The sequence below is a fragment of the Nocardioides sp. Root140 genome, assembly GCF_001426745.1.
GTDB lineage: Bacteria > Actinomycetota > Actinomycetes > Propionibacteriales > Nocardioidaceae > Nocardioides.
Window position 1 is genome coordinate 65,895 of sequence record NZ_LMFI01000001.1, and the last position, 15,274, is coordinate 81,168.

Sequence of the window (15,274 nt, forward strand, 5' to 3'; positions counted from 1 at the left end):
CCAGTCCTGGTGCCGCAACTTGGGGTTTAGACCTGTCACCTGAACCTGCAGCAGACCCACTTCGAGAGTTCCTCTTGGGACGGCGGACCAGAGACGATGCGTGAAGCGCTGATCCCGGTGAGATGCCAGGTCCTCGTGCCGCAAACTGGGGGTGACCTGTCGCCGGATCCTGCTGCGGACCCCTGGGTGAACCCCAACGCTGCCTTCCGCGAGATGCTTTGAGCATTCGACAGACAGCGGCCGTGACATCGCCATACGGTCCTCCAATGAGCCCGCTCACCGTGTAGCGGGCCGCAACATGGGGACAGTTCATGCGCCTTCGCTCTCTAGCCGCAACAATCGTCATCGCACTTACCCTCGGGGGCGCGGTCGCCGTGTCGCCCAGTTCGCCCGCAGCGGCCGCCGACGACGGCCCCTTTGACGTCTACGCCCTGAAGTCGCCAGGCCTCGCCATCAACAGCGGTTCTTGCCGCTACGTCAGCGTCACGGCGCGTACGAACGCGGACACCTCCTACATTGATGACGTCGACGCCGAGGTCGACATCTGGAATGGCAACGCCTACCTCGGCTCCGTCAGCCTCTACCCAGTCAGTGGGAACCCGACCGTCCTCGCTGGGAGGTACTTCTACTGCCCGTATGAGGGCGTTGGCGTCATGAGGCTAGGTCGGTCGCAAGTCTCGTACTACGACTACGACTACAACAGCGGCGACTTCATCGACACCAGTAGCGGCCGGCTCGACATCCGCCAAGCAACGAGGTCCACGCTCGACGTCCAGCGCACTGGCCAGCTACGGAGGTTCACTGCGAAGCCGCGCTTCTTTTCTGCTGGCGATGACGCGTGGCACCGTTTTCCAAAGGGAACATCGATCCGTCTCCAGCGCCGGGCGGCGAACGGCGCTGGCGTGTGGCGCGTCGTAAAGTCTGAGCGCGTGGACCGAACAGGCAAGGTAGTAATCGCCGTCCGCCCCTCGAAAAGATTCCAGTACCGAGTTATTCATCCGGGGACGAAGAACTCGCGCCCGATGGCAAGTCGCGTCCGGACGAGTTGACGCTGCAACGAGAACGGCTCCGAGGTTGGCGGAGGCAGCGCTTCACTTCACGAGACCGCAAGGGACTGCTGCACGATCTGGTGCCGACCAAGCGCAGCGCGTGACGCTGGCGCGGCCAACTTTGGCGAGTGACCGTGCACACCCCCTTTGCAACCTTGGCGGGCGAGAACAGCCCGGGAGGTGCAGGCGTCTCCTATTCACCTAAGCCGCACGGCGCGGGGGAGCGATCAATCGGGCACAAGATACCTCTGCGGTCTTCACTCCTGGCCGTGGGTCAGACGACGTGCTCGCGCTTCACAGCACCTTGGTGCCGTACATCTCTCCGAGCGGATCGGCGATGAGTTCGAGCCGCGCGCCGTTCGGGTCTCGGAAGTAGATCGAAGTGCCGCTCTCGCTCAGGTACTCCACCCCGGCGTCGTCGAGTTTCTGCTTGAGGTGGTTCCACCTCAACGGTTCCACGGAGATCGCGATGTGGTGGAGTCCGCCGAGCACCTCGTCATATGGGCCGACTTCCAACCCGGGGAAGTCGAAGAACGCAAGTAGGTTGCCGTGGCCGATGTCGAAGAAGAAGTGGTTCGAGCCCTGGTAGTCGCGGTTCTCGAAGATCTCGGTCAACGGGAACTCCAGCAGCTCCTGGTAGAACCGGACGGTTTCCTCAACGTCGCGGGCTACCAGGGCGAAATGGTGGAGCCCCCGGGCGCTGGACGCCGGCCGGCTCGGCTCCGGCTGCAGGTACGTCGCCCGAATACGCTCGCGTTCGGCATCGATGGCCGCGAGGTCGATCTCCGTCATGGGCTCCAGACTACGGGCGGAGCGGGCCACCGTCCCAGTGCTCGAGGTGGGTCAATTGGTCCATCCCGACCCTGGTGAGGCGCGTGAGCTGCTTGACCGGCTTTCCCAGGGGTACGACGGCCGCGACGGCGTACGCGTCCGGGACGCCGAGCAGCCGCTTCAGCGCCGGCTCCTCGGCGACGGCCATGGTGGTGATCGTGCCACCGAACCCCTCGTTGCGTGCGGCCAAGAGGAGGTTCCACACCAGTGGGTAGACCGACGCGCCGCCCACGATGCCAACCCGATCGAGGTTCTGGTCGAGTGCCGCGACGACGCGCAGGTCGACGCAGACGACGAGAATCACCGGTGCCGTGCGGATCGGGTCGGTGACCGATGTGGGGACGCGGGTCTTCGCCACCTGCTCGTCGGTGATCGCGCTGGGTGTGTAGGCGCTCCATGGCGCCTCGCCCGCGGCCCGCTGCGCGTGGTACCGCCGTGCGCCCGGTCCGGTGATCTCGACCAGCCGCTCGCGCGTCACCTGGTCGCGGACCACCACGATCTGGGTGCCTTGGCGGTTGCCGCCGCTCGGGGCAAAGCGGGCGTTGTCGAGGATCGTGTGGAGCACGGCGTCGGACAGCGGGTCGTCGGTGAAGTCACGCACAGCCGCGGTTGTGCGCATCACGTCGTACAGCTCCATGGGCCCCCACGTTAACGACGGCATCGATTCCGAGCCACCCGCTCGCCTCAAGACTGCTCGCGGCCACCGGGTTGCGACCTTCGTGCCCGGACCTCGGCGCCCGCTGCTCGCTCGCGGTGGAATGACTGTGAGGATCGCGGACAGCGAGTGCGCATCCTTGTTGCCTGATCGCCGCCTGCCACCGGGGTCTGCTGCATAATCTGGTGACAGGATGACGTGAGTCCGAGGTCCCCGACAGCCGGCGACCGAGATAACCGCCGGGTGCGCCGAAGTTCGTTTGCCCAGGTCAGGACGCAGTGGTTTTCTTCACTGCGGTCAACATCCGCATTCTGACCGCATGATGCCCTATTCCCCTAGGGAAGCAGGACAGCCCGGAGCGATCAACATCGTCAAGAATTCTTCTTGGGACGGCCAGACCCCTGACTACGCGCGAAGCGCTGATCCCGTTGTGATGCCAGTTCGCGGTGCCGCAACTTGGGGTTAGACCTGTCACCGGATCCTGCAGCAGACCCCAGATCGTGTAGCAGAACCTCCCGGTCTCGGCCAGGTGAGCGTTTGGCTCAACCATGTGCATCTAGATTCCGGCTGACTTCTACGCCTATCTAGAGGTCTAAGTAGGTGTGTGTAGCGTCGCTGGTGCCGAGGTTGTTGATGAGGCGGAGCTTCGGTGTCCGGTCGGGCGCGAACGTGCGGTCGTTGATTGCTGCGGCGAGTTTTGTGCGCATGGCCTCGATGCTCGCGGGCTGCCAGGTCGCCGCGGCAGAAGCGAGGACGATCTCGTCGGCGTGCAACACGGCGGCCCATTGGAGTCGTTTGTGGGCGGCCGCGGACCGCTCGGCAGCGGAACTCCCGAGGTAGTCGCAGGTTTTCACCTCGGCGGTGAGCAACGTGCCGTCGACCAGAGCGATGAGGTCGGTTTCGGCGACTGACGTTCGGGTTCCCTCCCGGTAGAGGTTCATCTCGGCGCAGTCCGTGTAGTCCCTGGCAGTCTTAGTCAAGTGGTGGGCCAGCCATATCGGTGCGTGGCCGTTGTCTCGGAGGAAGTCGCGGGCGACTTGGTTCAGGTCGTAGAACCAGCTCGGCTCGCTCTTGGGCGTGCGCCACGCTTCGAGGGTGAGTTCGTTGTCAGACCCGCATCGTGGGCAACGGTTGCGCTGGCCGAGGTCGGCGACGGCTACGAAGCTGGGAGCCTCGCAAGTCCGGCAGCCAAGGACGAGACCACGGCGGATGATGCCCCGGGTGATGTAGCTGTCGAGCAGGACGCGTGCCTCGTGGTCACGGACAGCGGGCACCGGCTCGCGGTTTCCGTCGTGCGGGGATGGGACGAGGACGTCACGGATCGCTGGGAACGTGAGGAGTCCGCCGACGCCGGTGACGAGCACTCCGGTGCCGTCCGGGTACGCCTCCTTGCTGCTTCGACCTGCCGGCGAGAACGCGCGGGCGAGGTCCGTGAACTTCCCTGCGAAGTCGGCTGTCATCGCCGACCGGGAACCCCACATCCGTTCCAGGAGGCGGGCCCGGCGCCCGGCGTCGGACCAGCCGAGGTCGTATCCGGCCTGGCTAGCCATCCCGCGGCACCACTCCTGGAGGGTCAAGGACCGCAGGCGAGGTCGGGCGAGGCGTTGCTCGAGGTTGGCGCCGGCGGCGACGAAGTCGTACTTGCGGCTCTCGTAACTCACACTGCGATTGCCCGACCGGACCCAGGTCTCGTACCTCGCGTCGGGGTTCGCGGCCAGCTGCTCGCCGTCGAGGCCGCGCCCTCGGGGCATGGTTGACCCAGCGAGGTGAAGATCGACGTGCCAGGCGATGTCGACACCCCCGAGCACCGGGTCGGAGGGCCGCAGCGGCGGGGGAGTGGTCGTGAACGTGGCGGCCTTCTCGTCACGGAGCACCGGCAGTGTCATCCGGGTTGAGTACTCCTCGGTCACTGCGAGATTCAGCATCCCCTTCTGGGGGAACTGCGCCGGGAACTGGGTGGTTAGGAGCTTCGCTATGTGCTCGGCGCGGCGTGCGGTAGCGGCGCTGCCATGCGCTGTGACTGTCGCGGATTTGTCTCCGTCTCCGTCTCTGTCGTCGTCTTTGTTCGTCTCGGAGTTGGTGTCGCTGGTTGCGGCCGCGCCATCGTCGTCCGCGTCGTCGCTCGAGACTGCGTCGCCGGTGCTGCTTCCGGTCGGTGATGACTGCCCGGGCTGCTCCGCGAGCGATACGAAGCCCTCGATGTCACTATCGTCGTTGTCGGTGAGCCCGTTACGAGAAATGAGATTTGCGATGGCGTCGAGCGCCATGCCGCTTACGGACGCGGAAGTGACCACCGCGCGCCCGAGTTGGCGGATGCGGTAGCCCAGCAGGGATAAGGCAGCGTTTCCCCGGCGGCCGGCCTTACCGGCTCCAGCGTTGATGGGGGACCAAGCGGCGTGAATCCACAAGGTGTTGCCATACAGACGGTGGTAGATGAGCGCGAGTGCGAAGTCGTCCGCAGTGTTACCGACGACGACTGTGATGCGCCGGCGAGCGAAGTTGTCGCCGACGGACACCAGGCCCGGAGTGGTGCGGCTCCAGGCCGGAGACAGCGTCGTCGTGTCGACACCAAGCTTGAGACCAGCGTGGTGGTGGACGAGTCGCGCGGGCAGCCGCTGCGGGACGACCGGTGAAGGGCGCTCCAACTGGGAGTAGAACCAGCCGGCCATTTCTGCCGCCGCATCCGGCGACAGCGGCTCGGGACCGCCGCCAGATCCGTCAAGTTCGGCTACTGAAGGAAGGTCCGGCTTGGCCACGGCACCCACGAGGGCGGCCGTCCACGCACCCCATGCGCCGCCAAGACCGGGCGGCGCCGCCAAGCACATGCTGTCACCCTTCCCGAACACGGCGGTGGAGGACAAGTTGCGCGAGTCGTCGAGGAAGCTGGAGGACTCGTCCGAGTTGCGCCACGTCTGATCCCAACGCACCAGCTTCTTCGGGTCCGGCGGTGGCGCTGGGTCGCTGTCGTCAAGGCGCCGGTAGACCTGGCATGCAAGCGCGACCTGGTCGCGTGCATAAAGGGTCCGAGGGTCCATCGCGGCCTCTGCGTCTGCTGACTTGTTCAGATTGGCGAGATCAAAGTTGGATACTGCGCCGTCGGGACCGACGAACATGTCACGTGCGGCAGGGTAGGCAGTGAGCAGTTCGTTCCAGCTGACTCGGTGCGAGACGACGTAGTCCGGGTCGTACGCGGCGACAGCTCGTAGGACGGTGTCGGACACGACGCCGTCGTGGTGGGCAACCAGGACGAATCCGGCGCCGCCCCACAATTGGTTTGCCTGCCACAGCGCTTGGCGTGCGAAGTAGCCCCAGTGTGGGGTGTCGGCCGGGAAGACAATCGCGACCCGAGGTGCGCGAAGGCTGAAGTAGACCTCGTTGTAGTCCTGCTGCGGTGAGCGGTCGTTCTTCTGCACTCGCGGAGCGTAGACGATGCTGCCGGAGCCTGCACTCCTGCATGGCGGCGGCGGCCGGCCGAGCGCGGGGCTGTGGCGCGCTCCATGCACTGCCTCACTCGAACGAGACTGCCAACGATTGCCTTCAGCGACCCACCAGCAATTAGGGGAGGGGGCTGCTGCATATTCTGGTGACAGGTCGAGGTGCGTCCGAGGTCGCCGACAGCGGCTATTGAGATGACCGCCAGGTGTGCCGAAGCGCGTTAGCCCAGGTCACGAGGCAGTGGTTTTCTTCACTGCGGTCAACATCCGCAATCACGCCACAGCAGGGCTTCCATGCACCTAAGGAACATGGGTACATCGCAGCGATCATCTTGTCGCGGGCTTGTTTCGCCTCCGATCCCCTCATCCGGCTGAGTGTCGATGCAGACGCGTCGATTCAGGGTCGGCTGCGCGACCACGCCAAGGAGAGCCTGCCGCCTGAGACCGAGACAGATGATCTTGAGTGAGGTGCGTGTCGAGGAGTGCCTCGACCCCCTGTTGGCTCTCTTAATGCCGACTGCCCGCCATGTGCACGATCCACGCGGGCAGTGCCCGCGAGTTGGGTCAAGTTGTGCGCCAAGCCTTGCTCACTGGCGAAAGAGGTAACACGTCGCGTGATTTTGTCGGGGCTCGTTAGCGCCGACGGGGCCGCTGGTGGGCAGGGCATCTCATGCCGCCGCGGTTGGAATCGGCGATTCGATTTCAGGCTTAACGATTCGGTCCAATCTCTTGAAATAGTGCAGGAAGCAGTCAGAGGTTGGGTCGAGATAGGCGAGCGCGGTCTTAGTTAAGGTGCTTGGTGAAATCTGGCGTTCAACGGTCTCATTAACGTGGGTCGCGACCTGGTACGCAATGAATTTTGTTAGCCACCGACCTTTAACAAGCCTCCATTGCTCGCCTCGATCGAACAAGTCCGTGATCTGGTCCTCGAGTGATTCGATCCAATCCTGGCTATATGCCGATTCGGCCGCGTCAATCACACTTTGGATGAGCGACATCTCTGCAGTCTCGTCAACTACACCGAAGCCGCATTCGTGGAGTTCTGAGATCTGAGCGAATCGATTCGCGCCCTTATGTCCACAGCATGCGCTTAATGCGCCGAGAGTGATCCACGTCCTGTAGAGATCGGCCAATGAATTGAACGAGGTCATTGCTTCGGCAATGACGGAATCAATGGCTGAGAGCGGTAGTGAATAGGTGGAGCGGACGGCTCGTTTGAGATCGGTACTCCTTAGGATCTCAGATTCGATATCCATCCCTGATGTGTAAATTACGTTTGCTGAGTTTCGGAACGTCCCGGCGAACGAGTCCAAGTCGTGGTCTAGGGCCATGACGATTGCCGATCGACTGCCATCTTGATCGATCTGCGTGAGGGCGCCCTCTTCTTCCCAAAGATCGAAAAGCCTCAGTGCAAAGTGTTTTCCACCTGCCCGCTTGCCGTCGATCTGGAAATCCTCGGCCAACCGAATTTCATATTCAGAATGATCGATTCCTGGATATTTTTCGAGCACCTCATCATAGAAAGCGCGATCATGAGAACGACCTTCAACAATAAGCCACAACCTGAACTTGCCCATCATCGCGCGCTTGCCGAAGGCGCGGGCGTCTCGGACGAGCTTATTCACAATTGAAAAACCTTTTCTCCTGCGACATCCGTCATGACTTCAGGCGAGTGAGTCGCCAATAGAAGTTGGCAGTGTGGGTTGATCTTCTGCATCGTGTCTACGAGAACCAGTTGCCAGTCCGGGTGCATGCTCAACTCGGGTTCATCAATCATCACGGTATTGCTCTCTGCTGCGAGTACCTCGAGCATTAGGCGGAGCAGTTGCTTTTCGCCGGACGAGAGTGACTTGATGGGAATGAACTCTTCTCCGACCTGTACTCGTAGGCCGCGGTTGTGCACGTTTGCTGGTTCAAGAACGAGTATCTTGTCTCCGGAATAGAGTCTTCCAATTGCCTCGGAAAATTCTCGTTGAGGCTTTAGTGCGAGTTGTTCACGATCCGTGGTTCCTTCGATGCTGAGAATTACATTCTGCAGTCGCCCGTCGCGATTGTAGGAGTCTAGGAATTCATTACGAGTGACTGGTAAAGTGATTCCTTGTTGGCGCAGAAACTGGAAAACCATCTTGTACGCTTCTCTGCCATCCATCTCCTTGGTTAGAAGGGGGCCAGATCCGTCATTATCGGCGGGAGGAGAATCGTTGCTATTCACCCCACCGAAAAGTATTGCCAGGATCTGGGCTAGACCCTGCTGCTGAATCTGACGGATTTCGGTGAGCGCCGTGGAGTTGTATTCCTGCCATCGGAAGTTCACATGTCGAGCAAACTGCTCGTCCAAAAAAGAGTCGTCGACTACTGTGCTGCGCAGCCCCGACGGTGCCCGCCGTGCTGTGGCTGAGACGTCGGACATTCGCGAGATTGGCAAGTATGAATGGCGATACGGATTTTCAACCGTCTTCCGATCGATAGACTCGTCGGTCGATCGAAGTAGATCATCTTCGTTGAGAATGACAACATCGGACTCCCAGGAAATAATGTCCGGATTCATCATTTGGAACTGGCCCTCGATCAGTTCCCAGGTGTCACCGTCCTCGTCAACGAGAATCTCGCCGTGCTTTCCCTTCTCGTAGCGGCGGCGAACGTGGGTCCGATGCGACTCGCTCCAGAACACGACTTGGGCACTCTTGAACGGGACTTCTGCTAGTCCGACCGAAGTGTTGCCGAGTGCTGCGTGAAGAATCTTTAGCATCGAGGTCTTGCCGGCGCCGTTGAGGCCCCAAAAGACGTTGAGTGAGCGGTCCAATGTGTAACTGATCGGCTTTCTTCGTCCCGCCAAGCCGTCGATCGTGAAACTGTGAATGTAGGCCACCGCCCTAGCCTGCCATGATATCGGCGCACTCCGCATGGAGTCGCGACAATCGGTGCTTGCCTTCCGCGGAGCCGAGCACCAGCGCAGGCTCCACTCCGGCGCCGATTCCCGTGGGACGCGGTGCTTCGCCGCCATTTCGGCCCGCCGGCTGCCGCGGCCGTGTCGAGCGCCCCGACGTGGAGTGGTGTGGCCGGGCAACGAAGCAGGATGCGCGTCCGCTCCGAGAGGCGTAGGCATCGGCGGTAGTGAATTCCCGATCTAGAGCCGGAATGCCGTTAGCGCCTCGTGCGCTCCGTTGCGCGGCGGGCCGGTCTGCAACGGCCGAGTCAGCCGTGGACCTTCTTGTATGCCTTGGCGAGCGGATCGATAACGGAGATCAACTCTTGGAGACCTTGGAGCGCCCGTTTGGCGGCGGCCTTGGGGTCTGCCTCGCCAGACTCGAGGTTCGCCTTGAGGTCTTCGATGTCGTTGTGCAGCTTCTCGAGCGTGTTGAGCATCTCGGTGCCGCTCGCGGCGATGTACTTCTGTCCTCCAGGCATGCACCAACTATGCCCGAATGAGGCGAAGCTTGTGCGGCCTTGCCGCAGCCGGGCCCACTTGCTGGCAGCCGACCGCATGCTTGCGGACGATCATCACATGTCGGTTCAGGCGCAGAAACTCATCGCCGAGGTCGAAGCGGCCCGAGATTCACACCCCTTGGTCGAGACCATCGACGAACACGGAACGCTTTCGTTCCAGGCTAGGACGACCGCATCATTATGGGGGAAACGACGCGGTAGGTTGCAGGCGTCGCGAGGGCTCGTGGCGTATTGAGCGGCCGCGCGCGATCGCGCGGCGGCCCGGTCAGGGCTCTAGCGGCCAGCAAGGCGTTCTCGCAGGTCAGCGTGCAGTGGTTCTATTCACTGCGGTCAACATCCGCAAGTTCACCCTGCGCGCGAGCCGGCTTCCCGACCTCGTCGAGCTCGGGTCCATGCCCACCCAGGCTGCGCAGTTCCTCGACGCGAGCGTGAAGGCCGGGCTCAACGTCCTGGTCGCCGGCGGCACCCAGGCCGGCAAGACCACGATGCTGAACTGCCTCGCCTCGGCCATCCCCGGGAGTGAGCGGGTGATCTCCGTCGAGGAGGTCTACGAGCTGCGCTTCCACCACCCTGACTGGGTGCCGATGCAGACCCGCCAGTCCGGGCTCGAGGGCACCGGCGAGATCCGGTTGCGCGACCTCGTCAAGGAGAGCCTGCGTATGCGCCCGAGTCGGGTGATCGTCGGTGAGGTGCGGGCCGAGGAGTGCCTCGATCTGTTGCTGGCGCTGAACGCAGGGCTGCCCGGCATGTGCACGATCCACGCCAACAGTGCCCGCGAGGCGTTGGTCAAGATGTGCACACTGCCGCTGCTCGCGGGAGAGAACATCTCGGCCCGCTTCGTCGTGCCCACGGTGGCCTCGAGTGTCGACCTGGTCGTGCACCTCGGCATGGATGCCTCCGGCGTACGACGCGTCAACGAGATCGTGTCCGTGCCCGGACGGGTCGAGAACGACATCATCGAGACCGAGACGATCTTCGCCCGCGAGGGTGATGCGTTGCGGGCACAAGGCGGGATGCCGCCGCGTCTCGAACTCTTCGAGCGACTGGGCATCGACATCCACCCGCTGGTGAAGGCCGGCTGATGGGCGCTCTGGTCGGTCTCGGGATCGGACTGGGCCTCGCCCTCGTCTGGTCGGCCTTCTTCCTGCCCCGCGCGGTCCGTGACGGCGACGCCGGGCCGGGTCGCCTCGAGGTGCTCCTGTCGCGCGCGGGGATGCACACGGTCTCCAGCCGAAGCCTCATCGGCCTCTGCGTCGTGCTCGGAGGGCTGGCCCTGCTGGTGATGCAGGTGCTCTCCAACACGTTCCCGGTGGCGGTCGTCTTCGGACTGATGGCCGGCTACCTGCCGATCGCGGTGGTCGCAGGCCGCGCCAAGAAGCGGCAGCGTGAGTTCGCGGAGGTCTGGCCCGAGGCGGTCGACCACCTGGCCTCGGCGGTGCGTGCCGGCATGTCACTTCCCGAGGCGTTGGCCGGGCTGGCCATCCGCGGACCGGAGCCGCTCCGGCCGGCGTTCGCGCAGTTCGCCCTCGACTACCAGGTCAGCGGCCGGTTCGGGGAGTCGCTCGACCGGCTCAAGGACCTGCTCGCCGACCCGGTCGGCGATCGTGTCGTGGAAGGCCTCCGCATCGCCCGTGAGGTCGGCGGCGGCGAGCTCGGTCGCCTGCTGCGCAACCTGTCTGGCTACCTCCGCGACGACGCCCACACCCGCTCCGAGCTCGAGGCACGCCAGGCCTGGACGGTCAACGGCGCGCGTCTGGCAGTGGCAGCTCCGTGGCTCGTGCTGTTCCTCATGTGCTTCCAGCCGGAGGTCATCCACCGCTACGCCTCGCCCGGCGGTGTCCTGGTCCTCGCCGGTGGCGCGGTCTGCTGCCTGGTCGCCTACCAGTTGATGATGCGGATCGGCAGGCTGCCCGTCGACCGGAGGATCCTGGCATGACCGACCTCGTCGTGTGGGGTGCCGTGCTCGGGGGCGTCGCCGCCGCCGGGCTGCTGCTCGTCGTCTCGCGTCTGATGCGGCTGCGTCGTGCCGACCTCTCCGTGCGCGTCCTTCCCTACATCCGCGACCTGCCCCAGTCGGGGCCCGTGCGCCCGGTCAATGACCAGACCGGAGTGGTCCGGGGTGTCTTCGGGCCCGCGCTGCGCAGCGCCGCCGATGCCGTCGAGAAGGTGCTCGGTGGCAGCACGTCGGTGCGCCGCCGACTCGAGCGTGCCGACATCGACAAGACCGTGCACGAGTTCCGTATCGACCAGGTGATGTGGGGCCTCGCCGCTTTCGGTGCGGCCGCGGCGGTGTCCTTCCTGCAGGCCTGGCGCTCGCCGGGGAACACCGTCTCGCTCGTCGTGCTCACGCTGGTCGCCTTCGCGTGCGGCGTCATCCTGTGCGACAACCACCTGAGCTCCCTGGCCAGGAAGCGCGAGCAGCTCATCCTTCTGGAGTTCCCGGTGGTCGCCGAGCTGCTGGCCCTGGCCGTGGCGGCGGGGGAGAGCCCGGTCTCCGCCCTCGACCGGGTCGTACGCCGCACCAACGGAGCCCTGACCAGTGACCTGTCGAAGGTGCTGGCCGAGATCCGCACCGGAACACCGGTCGGCCGTGCCTTCGACGGACTCGCGGCCCGCACCGGGCTGCCCCTGGTCAGCCGGTTCGCGGAAGGCATTGCCGTGGCCGTCGAACGCGGCACCCCGCTTGCCGACGTCCTGCATGCGCAGGCGTCCGACGTACGCGAAGCAGGGCGCCGCGAGCTGATCGAGACCGGCGCTCGCAAGGAAGTCATGATGATGGTCCCCGTGGTTTTTCTCGTGCTGCCGGTGACCGTGGTGTTCGCGTTCTGGCCAGGCCTCATCGGCCTTCGACTGGTCGCGCCCTAAGGAAGGAAGTCTCGGGATGGACATGGTGAACACGCTGTTTCTCCGGCTGTACGTCGGAGTCAGCACCCGGATGCGTGACGAACGTGGGGACGTCCCGGGGTGGGTGATGATCACGGTGATGACCGCAGGCATCGTCGCGGCGCTGACGTTGGTGGCCGGCCCACGGCTTCGGTCGATGCTGATCGAGGCACTGAACTCGGTGAACGGCTGACGGAAGTGCAGCGACCACGAGACGAGCGCGGGTCGGCGGTCGTCGACTTCGTGCTCGTCCTGGTCATCCTGATCCCCCTGGTGCTCGGGATCCTCCAGGTGGCCCTGGTCCTGCACGTGCGCAACACGCTGACGGCCGCGGCCTCCGAAGGGGCCCGCCACGGCGCAACGGCCGACCGGAGCCCTGCCGACGGCGCCGACTACACCCGCCGGCAGATCCGCGACATCATCGCCGGCGACTTCGCCCGCGACGTCACCGCGAAGCAGACCCGCACTGACGGGACCGAGATGGTCGAGGTGACGGTGCGTGCCGAGGTCCCGGCGCTCGGCCTGTGGGGTCCGTCCGTCGAGCTGGTCGTGCACGGGCACGCCACCGAGGAGGACCAGTGAAGCGGGACGAGGAGGGGAGCGCCCTCATCGAGGTGACCTGGCTGGCGATCCTCCTGCTGGTGCCGCTGGTCTACATCCTGATCTCGGTCTTCGACGTCCAGCGCGGAGCCTTCGGCGTCACCGCGGCGAGCCGGGCCGCAGGGCGGGCCTACTCGCTCGCCGACTCCGAGGCCGAGGGGCGGCGCCAGGCGCGGGCCGCCGCGCAGCTCGCCCTGGAGGACCAGGGCCTGGCCGGCCAGGGCCTCGACGTGGATATCACCTGCTCACTCGGGCCCGGACACTGCCTGGTCCCGGGTTCGGTGATCACGGTCGTCGTGCGCACCCAGGTCCGGCTTCCGCTGGCCCCGTCCGCGCTCGGCGGGGGAGCCCCCAGCTTCCGGGTCGAGTCCGTGCATCGGGTGCCGTTCGGCAGATACACCGAGGAGCGCAGGTGAAGCGCCGCGACGACGGCGGCCAGGTCACCGTGCTGATCGTCGGGTTCGCCGTCGTCCTGATCCTCGCGGTCGGCCTGGTCGTCGACGCGTCGGCCGCCTACCTCCAGCGCCAGGGCCTCGACAACGTCGCCGACGGTGCGGCGCTGGCCGGGGCCGACGAGATCCGCGGCACCGCGGTCTACGACGGCGGGCTCAAGGGCGAGCGCGCTCCGCTGGACACCCGGGCCGCCCACGAAGCCGTGGGCGCCTACCTCCGCGAGATCGGTGCGTACGGCGACTATCCGGCGCTCACCTATGTCGTGCACGTGCGCGACAACGCGGTGGTGGTGAACGTGAGTGCGGGGCTCGACCTGCCGATCACGGTCGGTTCGTTGAGCGAGACCAGGGTCGGGTCGCGGGGCTCGGCGGTGGTCGACGTACAGGAGTGACGCAGGACAACCTGACGGACGGGTGGTTCATGAGTGACCCATGTGGGCCATGGGGGACCAACCGATCGGGTGGTTTCCGGCGTTCCCCGGCGCGCCTGCGTGCATCGCCCCTAATCTCACTCGCGGTGGGGGACCGCACCGGAATGTTGGGAGACTTCCAATGCGCACTGTTGCACTCGGGACCCTCGTGTCCTTGTTGTTCGGATTGTTGATGGGCGGCGTCGGATCGGCGTCGCAGGCAGCGGAGGCCCGCGCGACGAGCAGGTCGGTCGCCGCCAGGGACTACGCCCAGGACGTGGTCGTGGTGACCAACCAGCGCCGCGCTGCGCACGAACGCACCCAGCTGCGGCAGCAGGCGTGCCTGCAACGCCATGCCGAGCTCCAGGCGGAGCGGATGGCGAACCGTCGCCAGATGTTCCACCAGGACCTCGGCGTCGTGCTGCGCCGCTGCGGGATGAGGTCGGTCGCGGAGAACGTGGCCGCGGGCTTCCCGGACGGACGGTCGGCGGTCTGGGGCTGGATGCACTCGGCCGGCCACCGGCGCAACATCCTCACCCGCTCCTACCGATTGACCGGTGTCGCGGCCAGCAAGGCCGGCGGCCGCTGGTACGTCGCGCAGGTGTTCGGCCGGTCCTGACCGCGAGCGAGGGCCCGGCCGCAGTGCGCGGCCGAGCCCTCGCCGTCAGGCAGTCGGGTCAGTTCCCGTAGACCGCCTGGATGCCGGCGCGGTCAGTGCTGGTCATGCTCAGGTCGTCCGAGCTTCCGTTGCACTGCGGGTAGTGCATGATCGAGGCCGAGTCGTACGGCGTCAGCGGACGCCAGTTGTTGTCCTCGAAGCAGGTGCCGGACTCGGGGCGCGTGTGCTCGTGCCGGAAGCCCAGCGTGTGGCCGAGCTCGTGGGCCAGGATGTTGGACGGCGTCCACGATCCCGAGTTGTAGAGCGACTTGGCATTCACGAGGATGTTCTTGGAGCTGGTGCTCGGGAAGAACGCCCGGGCGATGTACTGCGTGGTCTTGGTCGGCTCCACGGAGAAGACGACGGTCCTGTTGCGGGTGTTGCAGCTGCTGTCCGCGCCGGAGACGTGGATGAAGTCGACTGCCGACGAGGCGGCCTCCCACTGGCCCGCGCCGCTGTCCATCGCAGAGACGACGCGCGAGTAGTCGGCGCCGAACTTCGTGCTCACGCAGTAGGTGAGGTTGCCGACGGCGGCCTGCGACCACCGGTCGTCCTTGCCGTTGACCGTGTTGATGATCAGGCCCTCTTCGGAGACCTTCTTGGGCGCAGAGACCATGCCGTCGTAGAACTGCCGCAGCCCGCCCTTGCTCTGGACCGGCTCGTCGCCGTTCACGATCCAGGTGCCGTCCGTGTCGCGGAACGTCGAGGCGGAGAACTCCTGGAAGCTGGGTGGCGTCTCGTCCGAGCCGGCCGTTGCGGCGGCCACTCCCAGTGATGAGGCCAGGACCGCGGCGGCGCCGGCGGCCAGAACACGTGTCTTGCTGATTCTCATGAAGTTCCCTTGCGTTGGTGTCG

General features: G+C 65.1%; 16 protein-coding genes. 9 read left to right on the forward strand and 7 right to left on the reverse strand.

Features of this window, described 5'->3' with window-relative positions; all coding sequences use genetic code 11:
• Nucleotides 1-311 precede the first annotated feature (311 nt).
• Complete coding sequence (locus ASD30_RS00300) at nucleotides 312-1,049, forward strand: hypothetical protein (protein ID WP_056675248.1); 738 nt, start codon at nucleotides 312-314, stop codon at nucleotides 1,047-1,049.
• A 294-nt stretch (nucleotides 1,050-1,343) separates the two neighbouring features.
• Here ASD30_RS00300 and ASD30_RS00305 read toward each other — a convergent pair whose 3' ends face one another.
• The 6 genes from ASD30_RS00305 to ASD30_RS00330 all read right to left on the reverse strand — a co-directional run bounded on the left by ASD30_RS00305 (nucleotide 1,344) and on the right by ASD30_RS00330 (nucleotide 9,377).
• A complete protein-coding gene (locus ASD30_RS00305) occupies nucleotides 1,344-1,841 on the reverse strand; it encodes a VOC family protein (protein ID WP_056675251.1) in 498 nt (165 codons plus the stop codon).
• A gap of 10 nt (nucleotides 1,842-1,851) precedes the next feature.
• Nucleotides 1,852-2,517, reverse strand: coding sequence for a nitroreductase family protein (locus ASD30_RS00310; RefSeq protein WP_056675254.1), 666 nt, complete (start codon nucleotides 2,515-2,517; stop codon nucleotides 1,852-1,854).
• A 602-nt stretch (nucleotides 2,518-3,119) separates the two neighbouring features.
• Nucleotides 3,120-5,948, reverse strand: a complete 2,829-nt coding sequence (locus ASD30_RS00315) for a hypothetical protein (protein WP_056675256.1) — start codon at nucleotides 5,946-5,948, stop codon at nucleotides 3,120-3,122.
• 689 nt (nucleotides 5,949-6,637) lie between these two features.
• Nucleotides 6,638-7,594: a hypothetical protein gene (locus ASD30_RS26315; RefSeq protein ID WP_156393470.1), complete on the reverse strand. Its 957-nt coding sequence runs from the start codon at nucleotides 7,592-7,594 to the stop codon at nucleotides 6,638-6,640.
• Nucleotides 7,591-8,838 carry an AAA family ATPase gene (locus tag ASD30_RS25855; RefSeq protein ID WP_162250903.1) on the reverse strand — a complete coding sequence of 416 codons (1,248 nt, stop codon included), beginning with the start codon at nucleotides 8,836-8,838 and terminating at the stop codon, nucleotides 7,591-7,593. The genes ASD30_RS26315 and ASD30_RS25855 overlap by 4 nt, the downstream gene beginning before the upstream one ends.
• Before the next feature lie 326 nt (nucleotides 8,839-9,164).
• On the reverse strand, nucleotides 9,165-9,377 hold the full coding sequence (locus ASD30_RS00330) for a hypothetical protein (protein WP_056675264.1): 213 nt from the start codon (nucleotides 9,375-9,377) through the stop codon (nucleotides 9,165-9,167).
• Between the two features lie 350 nt (nucleotides 9,378-9,727).
• Between ASD30_RS00330 and ASD30_RS00335 the strand changes: the two genes are divergently transcribed.
• From ASD30_RS00335 to ASD30_RS00370, 8 genes are all read left to right on the forward strand, one after another.
• Nucleotides 9,728-10,498 carry a CpaF family protein gene (locus ASD30_RS00335; protein ID WP_200951057.1) on the forward strand — a complete coding sequence of 257 codons (771 nt, stop codon included), beginning with the start codon at nucleotides 9,728-9,730 and terminating at the stop codon, nucleotides 10,496-10,498.
• Entirely contained in the window at nucleotides 10,498-11,352 is an 855-nt protein-coding gene (locus ASD30_RS00340) for a type II secretion system F family protein (RefSeq protein WP_056675266.1), read from the forward strand. The genes ASD30_RS00335 and ASD30_RS00340 overlap by 1 nt, the downstream gene beginning before the upstream one ends.
• A complete protein-coding gene (locus tag ASD30_RS00345) occupies nucleotides 11,349-12,281 on the forward strand; it encodes a type II secretion system F family protein (RefSeq protein ID WP_056675268.1) in 933 nt (310 codons plus the stop codon). The genes ASD30_RS00340 and ASD30_RS00345 overlap by 4 nt, the downstream gene beginning before the upstream one ends.
• 16 nt (nucleotides 12,282-12,297) lie before the next feature.
• Nucleotides 12,298-12,492: a hypothetical protein gene (locus tag ASD30_RS00350; RefSeq protein ID WP_268788267.1), complete on the forward strand. Its 195-nt coding sequence runs from the start codon at nucleotides 12,298-12,300 to the stop codon at nucleotides 12,490-12,492.
• Between the two features lie 5 nt (nucleotides 12,493-12,497).
• Nucleotides 12,498-12,881, forward strand: a complete 384-nt coding sequence (locus tag ASD30_RS00355; RefSeq protein ID WP_056675271.1) for a TadE family protein — start codon at nucleotides 12,498-12,500, stop codon at nucleotides 12,879-12,881.
• Complete coding sequence (locus ASD30_RS00360) at nucleotides 12,878-13,315, forward strand: hypothetical protein (RefSeq protein WP_156393471.1); 438 nt, start codon at nucleotides 12,878-12,880, stop codon at nucleotides 13,313-13,315. The genes ASD30_RS00355 and ASD30_RS00360 overlap by 4 nt, the downstream gene beginning before the upstream one ends.
• Nucleotides 13,312-13,743: a pilus assembly protein TadG-related protein gene (locus ASD30_RS00365; RefSeq protein WP_056675279.1), complete on the forward strand. Its 432-nt coding sequence runs from the start codon at nucleotides 13,312-13,314 to the stop codon at nucleotides 13,741-13,743. The genes ASD30_RS00360 and ASD30_RS00365 overlap by 4 nt, the downstream gene beginning before the upstream one ends.
• Nucleotides 13,744-13,903: 160 nt before the next feature.
• Complete coding sequence (locus ASD30_RS00370; protein ID WP_162250904.1) at nucleotides 13,904-14,380, forward strand: CAP domain-containing protein; 477 nt, start codon at nucleotides 13,904-13,906, stop codon at nucleotides 14,378-14,380.
• A gap of 58 nt (nucleotides 14,381-14,438) precedes the next feature.
• Here ASD30_RS00370 and ASD30_RS00375 read toward each other — a convergent pair whose 3' ends face one another.
• Nucleotides 14,439-15,251, reverse strand: a complete 813-nt coding sequence (locus tag ASD30_RS00375) for a M57 family metalloprotease (protein ID WP_056675286.1) — start codon at nucleotides 15,249-15,251, stop codon at nucleotides 14,439-14,441.
• Between the last annotated feature and the right edge of the window lie 23 nt (nucleotides 15,252-15,274).

Bases quoted from the DNA above. Each gene is read 5' to 3' on its own strand.
- ASD30_RS00340 (WP_056675266.1), top strand. From the start codon at position 10,498: ATGGGCGCTCTGGTCGGTCTCGGGATCGGACTGGGCCTCGCCCTCGTC.
- ASD30_RS00305 (WP_056675251.1), bottom strand. From the start codon at position 1,841: ATGACGGAGATCGACCTCGCGGCCATCGATGCCGAACGCGAGCGTATT.
- ASD30_RS00345 (WP_056675268.1), top strand. From the start codon at position 11,349: ATGACCGACCTCGTCGTGTGGGGTGCCGTGCTCGGGGGCGTCGCCGCC.
- ASD30_RS00300 (WP_056675248.1), top strand. From the start codon at position 312: ATGCGCCTTCGCTCTCTAGCCGCAACAATCGTCATCGCACTTACCCTC.
- ASD30_RS00350 (WP_268788267.1), top strand. From the start codon at position 12,298: ATGGACATGGTGAACACGCTGTTTCTCCGGCTGTACGTCGGAGTCAGC.
- ASD30_RS00330 (WP_056675264.1), bottom strand. From the start codon at position 9,377: ATGCCTGGAGGACAGAAGTACATCGCCGCGAGCGGCACCGAGATGCTC.
- ASD30_RS00370 (WP_162250904.1), top strand. From the start codon at position 13,904: ATGCGCACTGTTGCACTCGGGACCCTCGTGTCCTTGTTGTTCGGATTG.
- ASD30_RS00310 (WP_056675254.1), bottom strand. From the start codon at position 2,517: ATGGAGCTGTACGACGTGATGCGCACAACCGCGGCTGTGCGTGACTTC.
- ASD30_RS00375 (WP_056675286.1), bottom strand. From the start codon at position 15,251: ATGAGAATCAGCAAGACACGTGTTCTGGCCGCCGGCGCCGCCGCGGTC.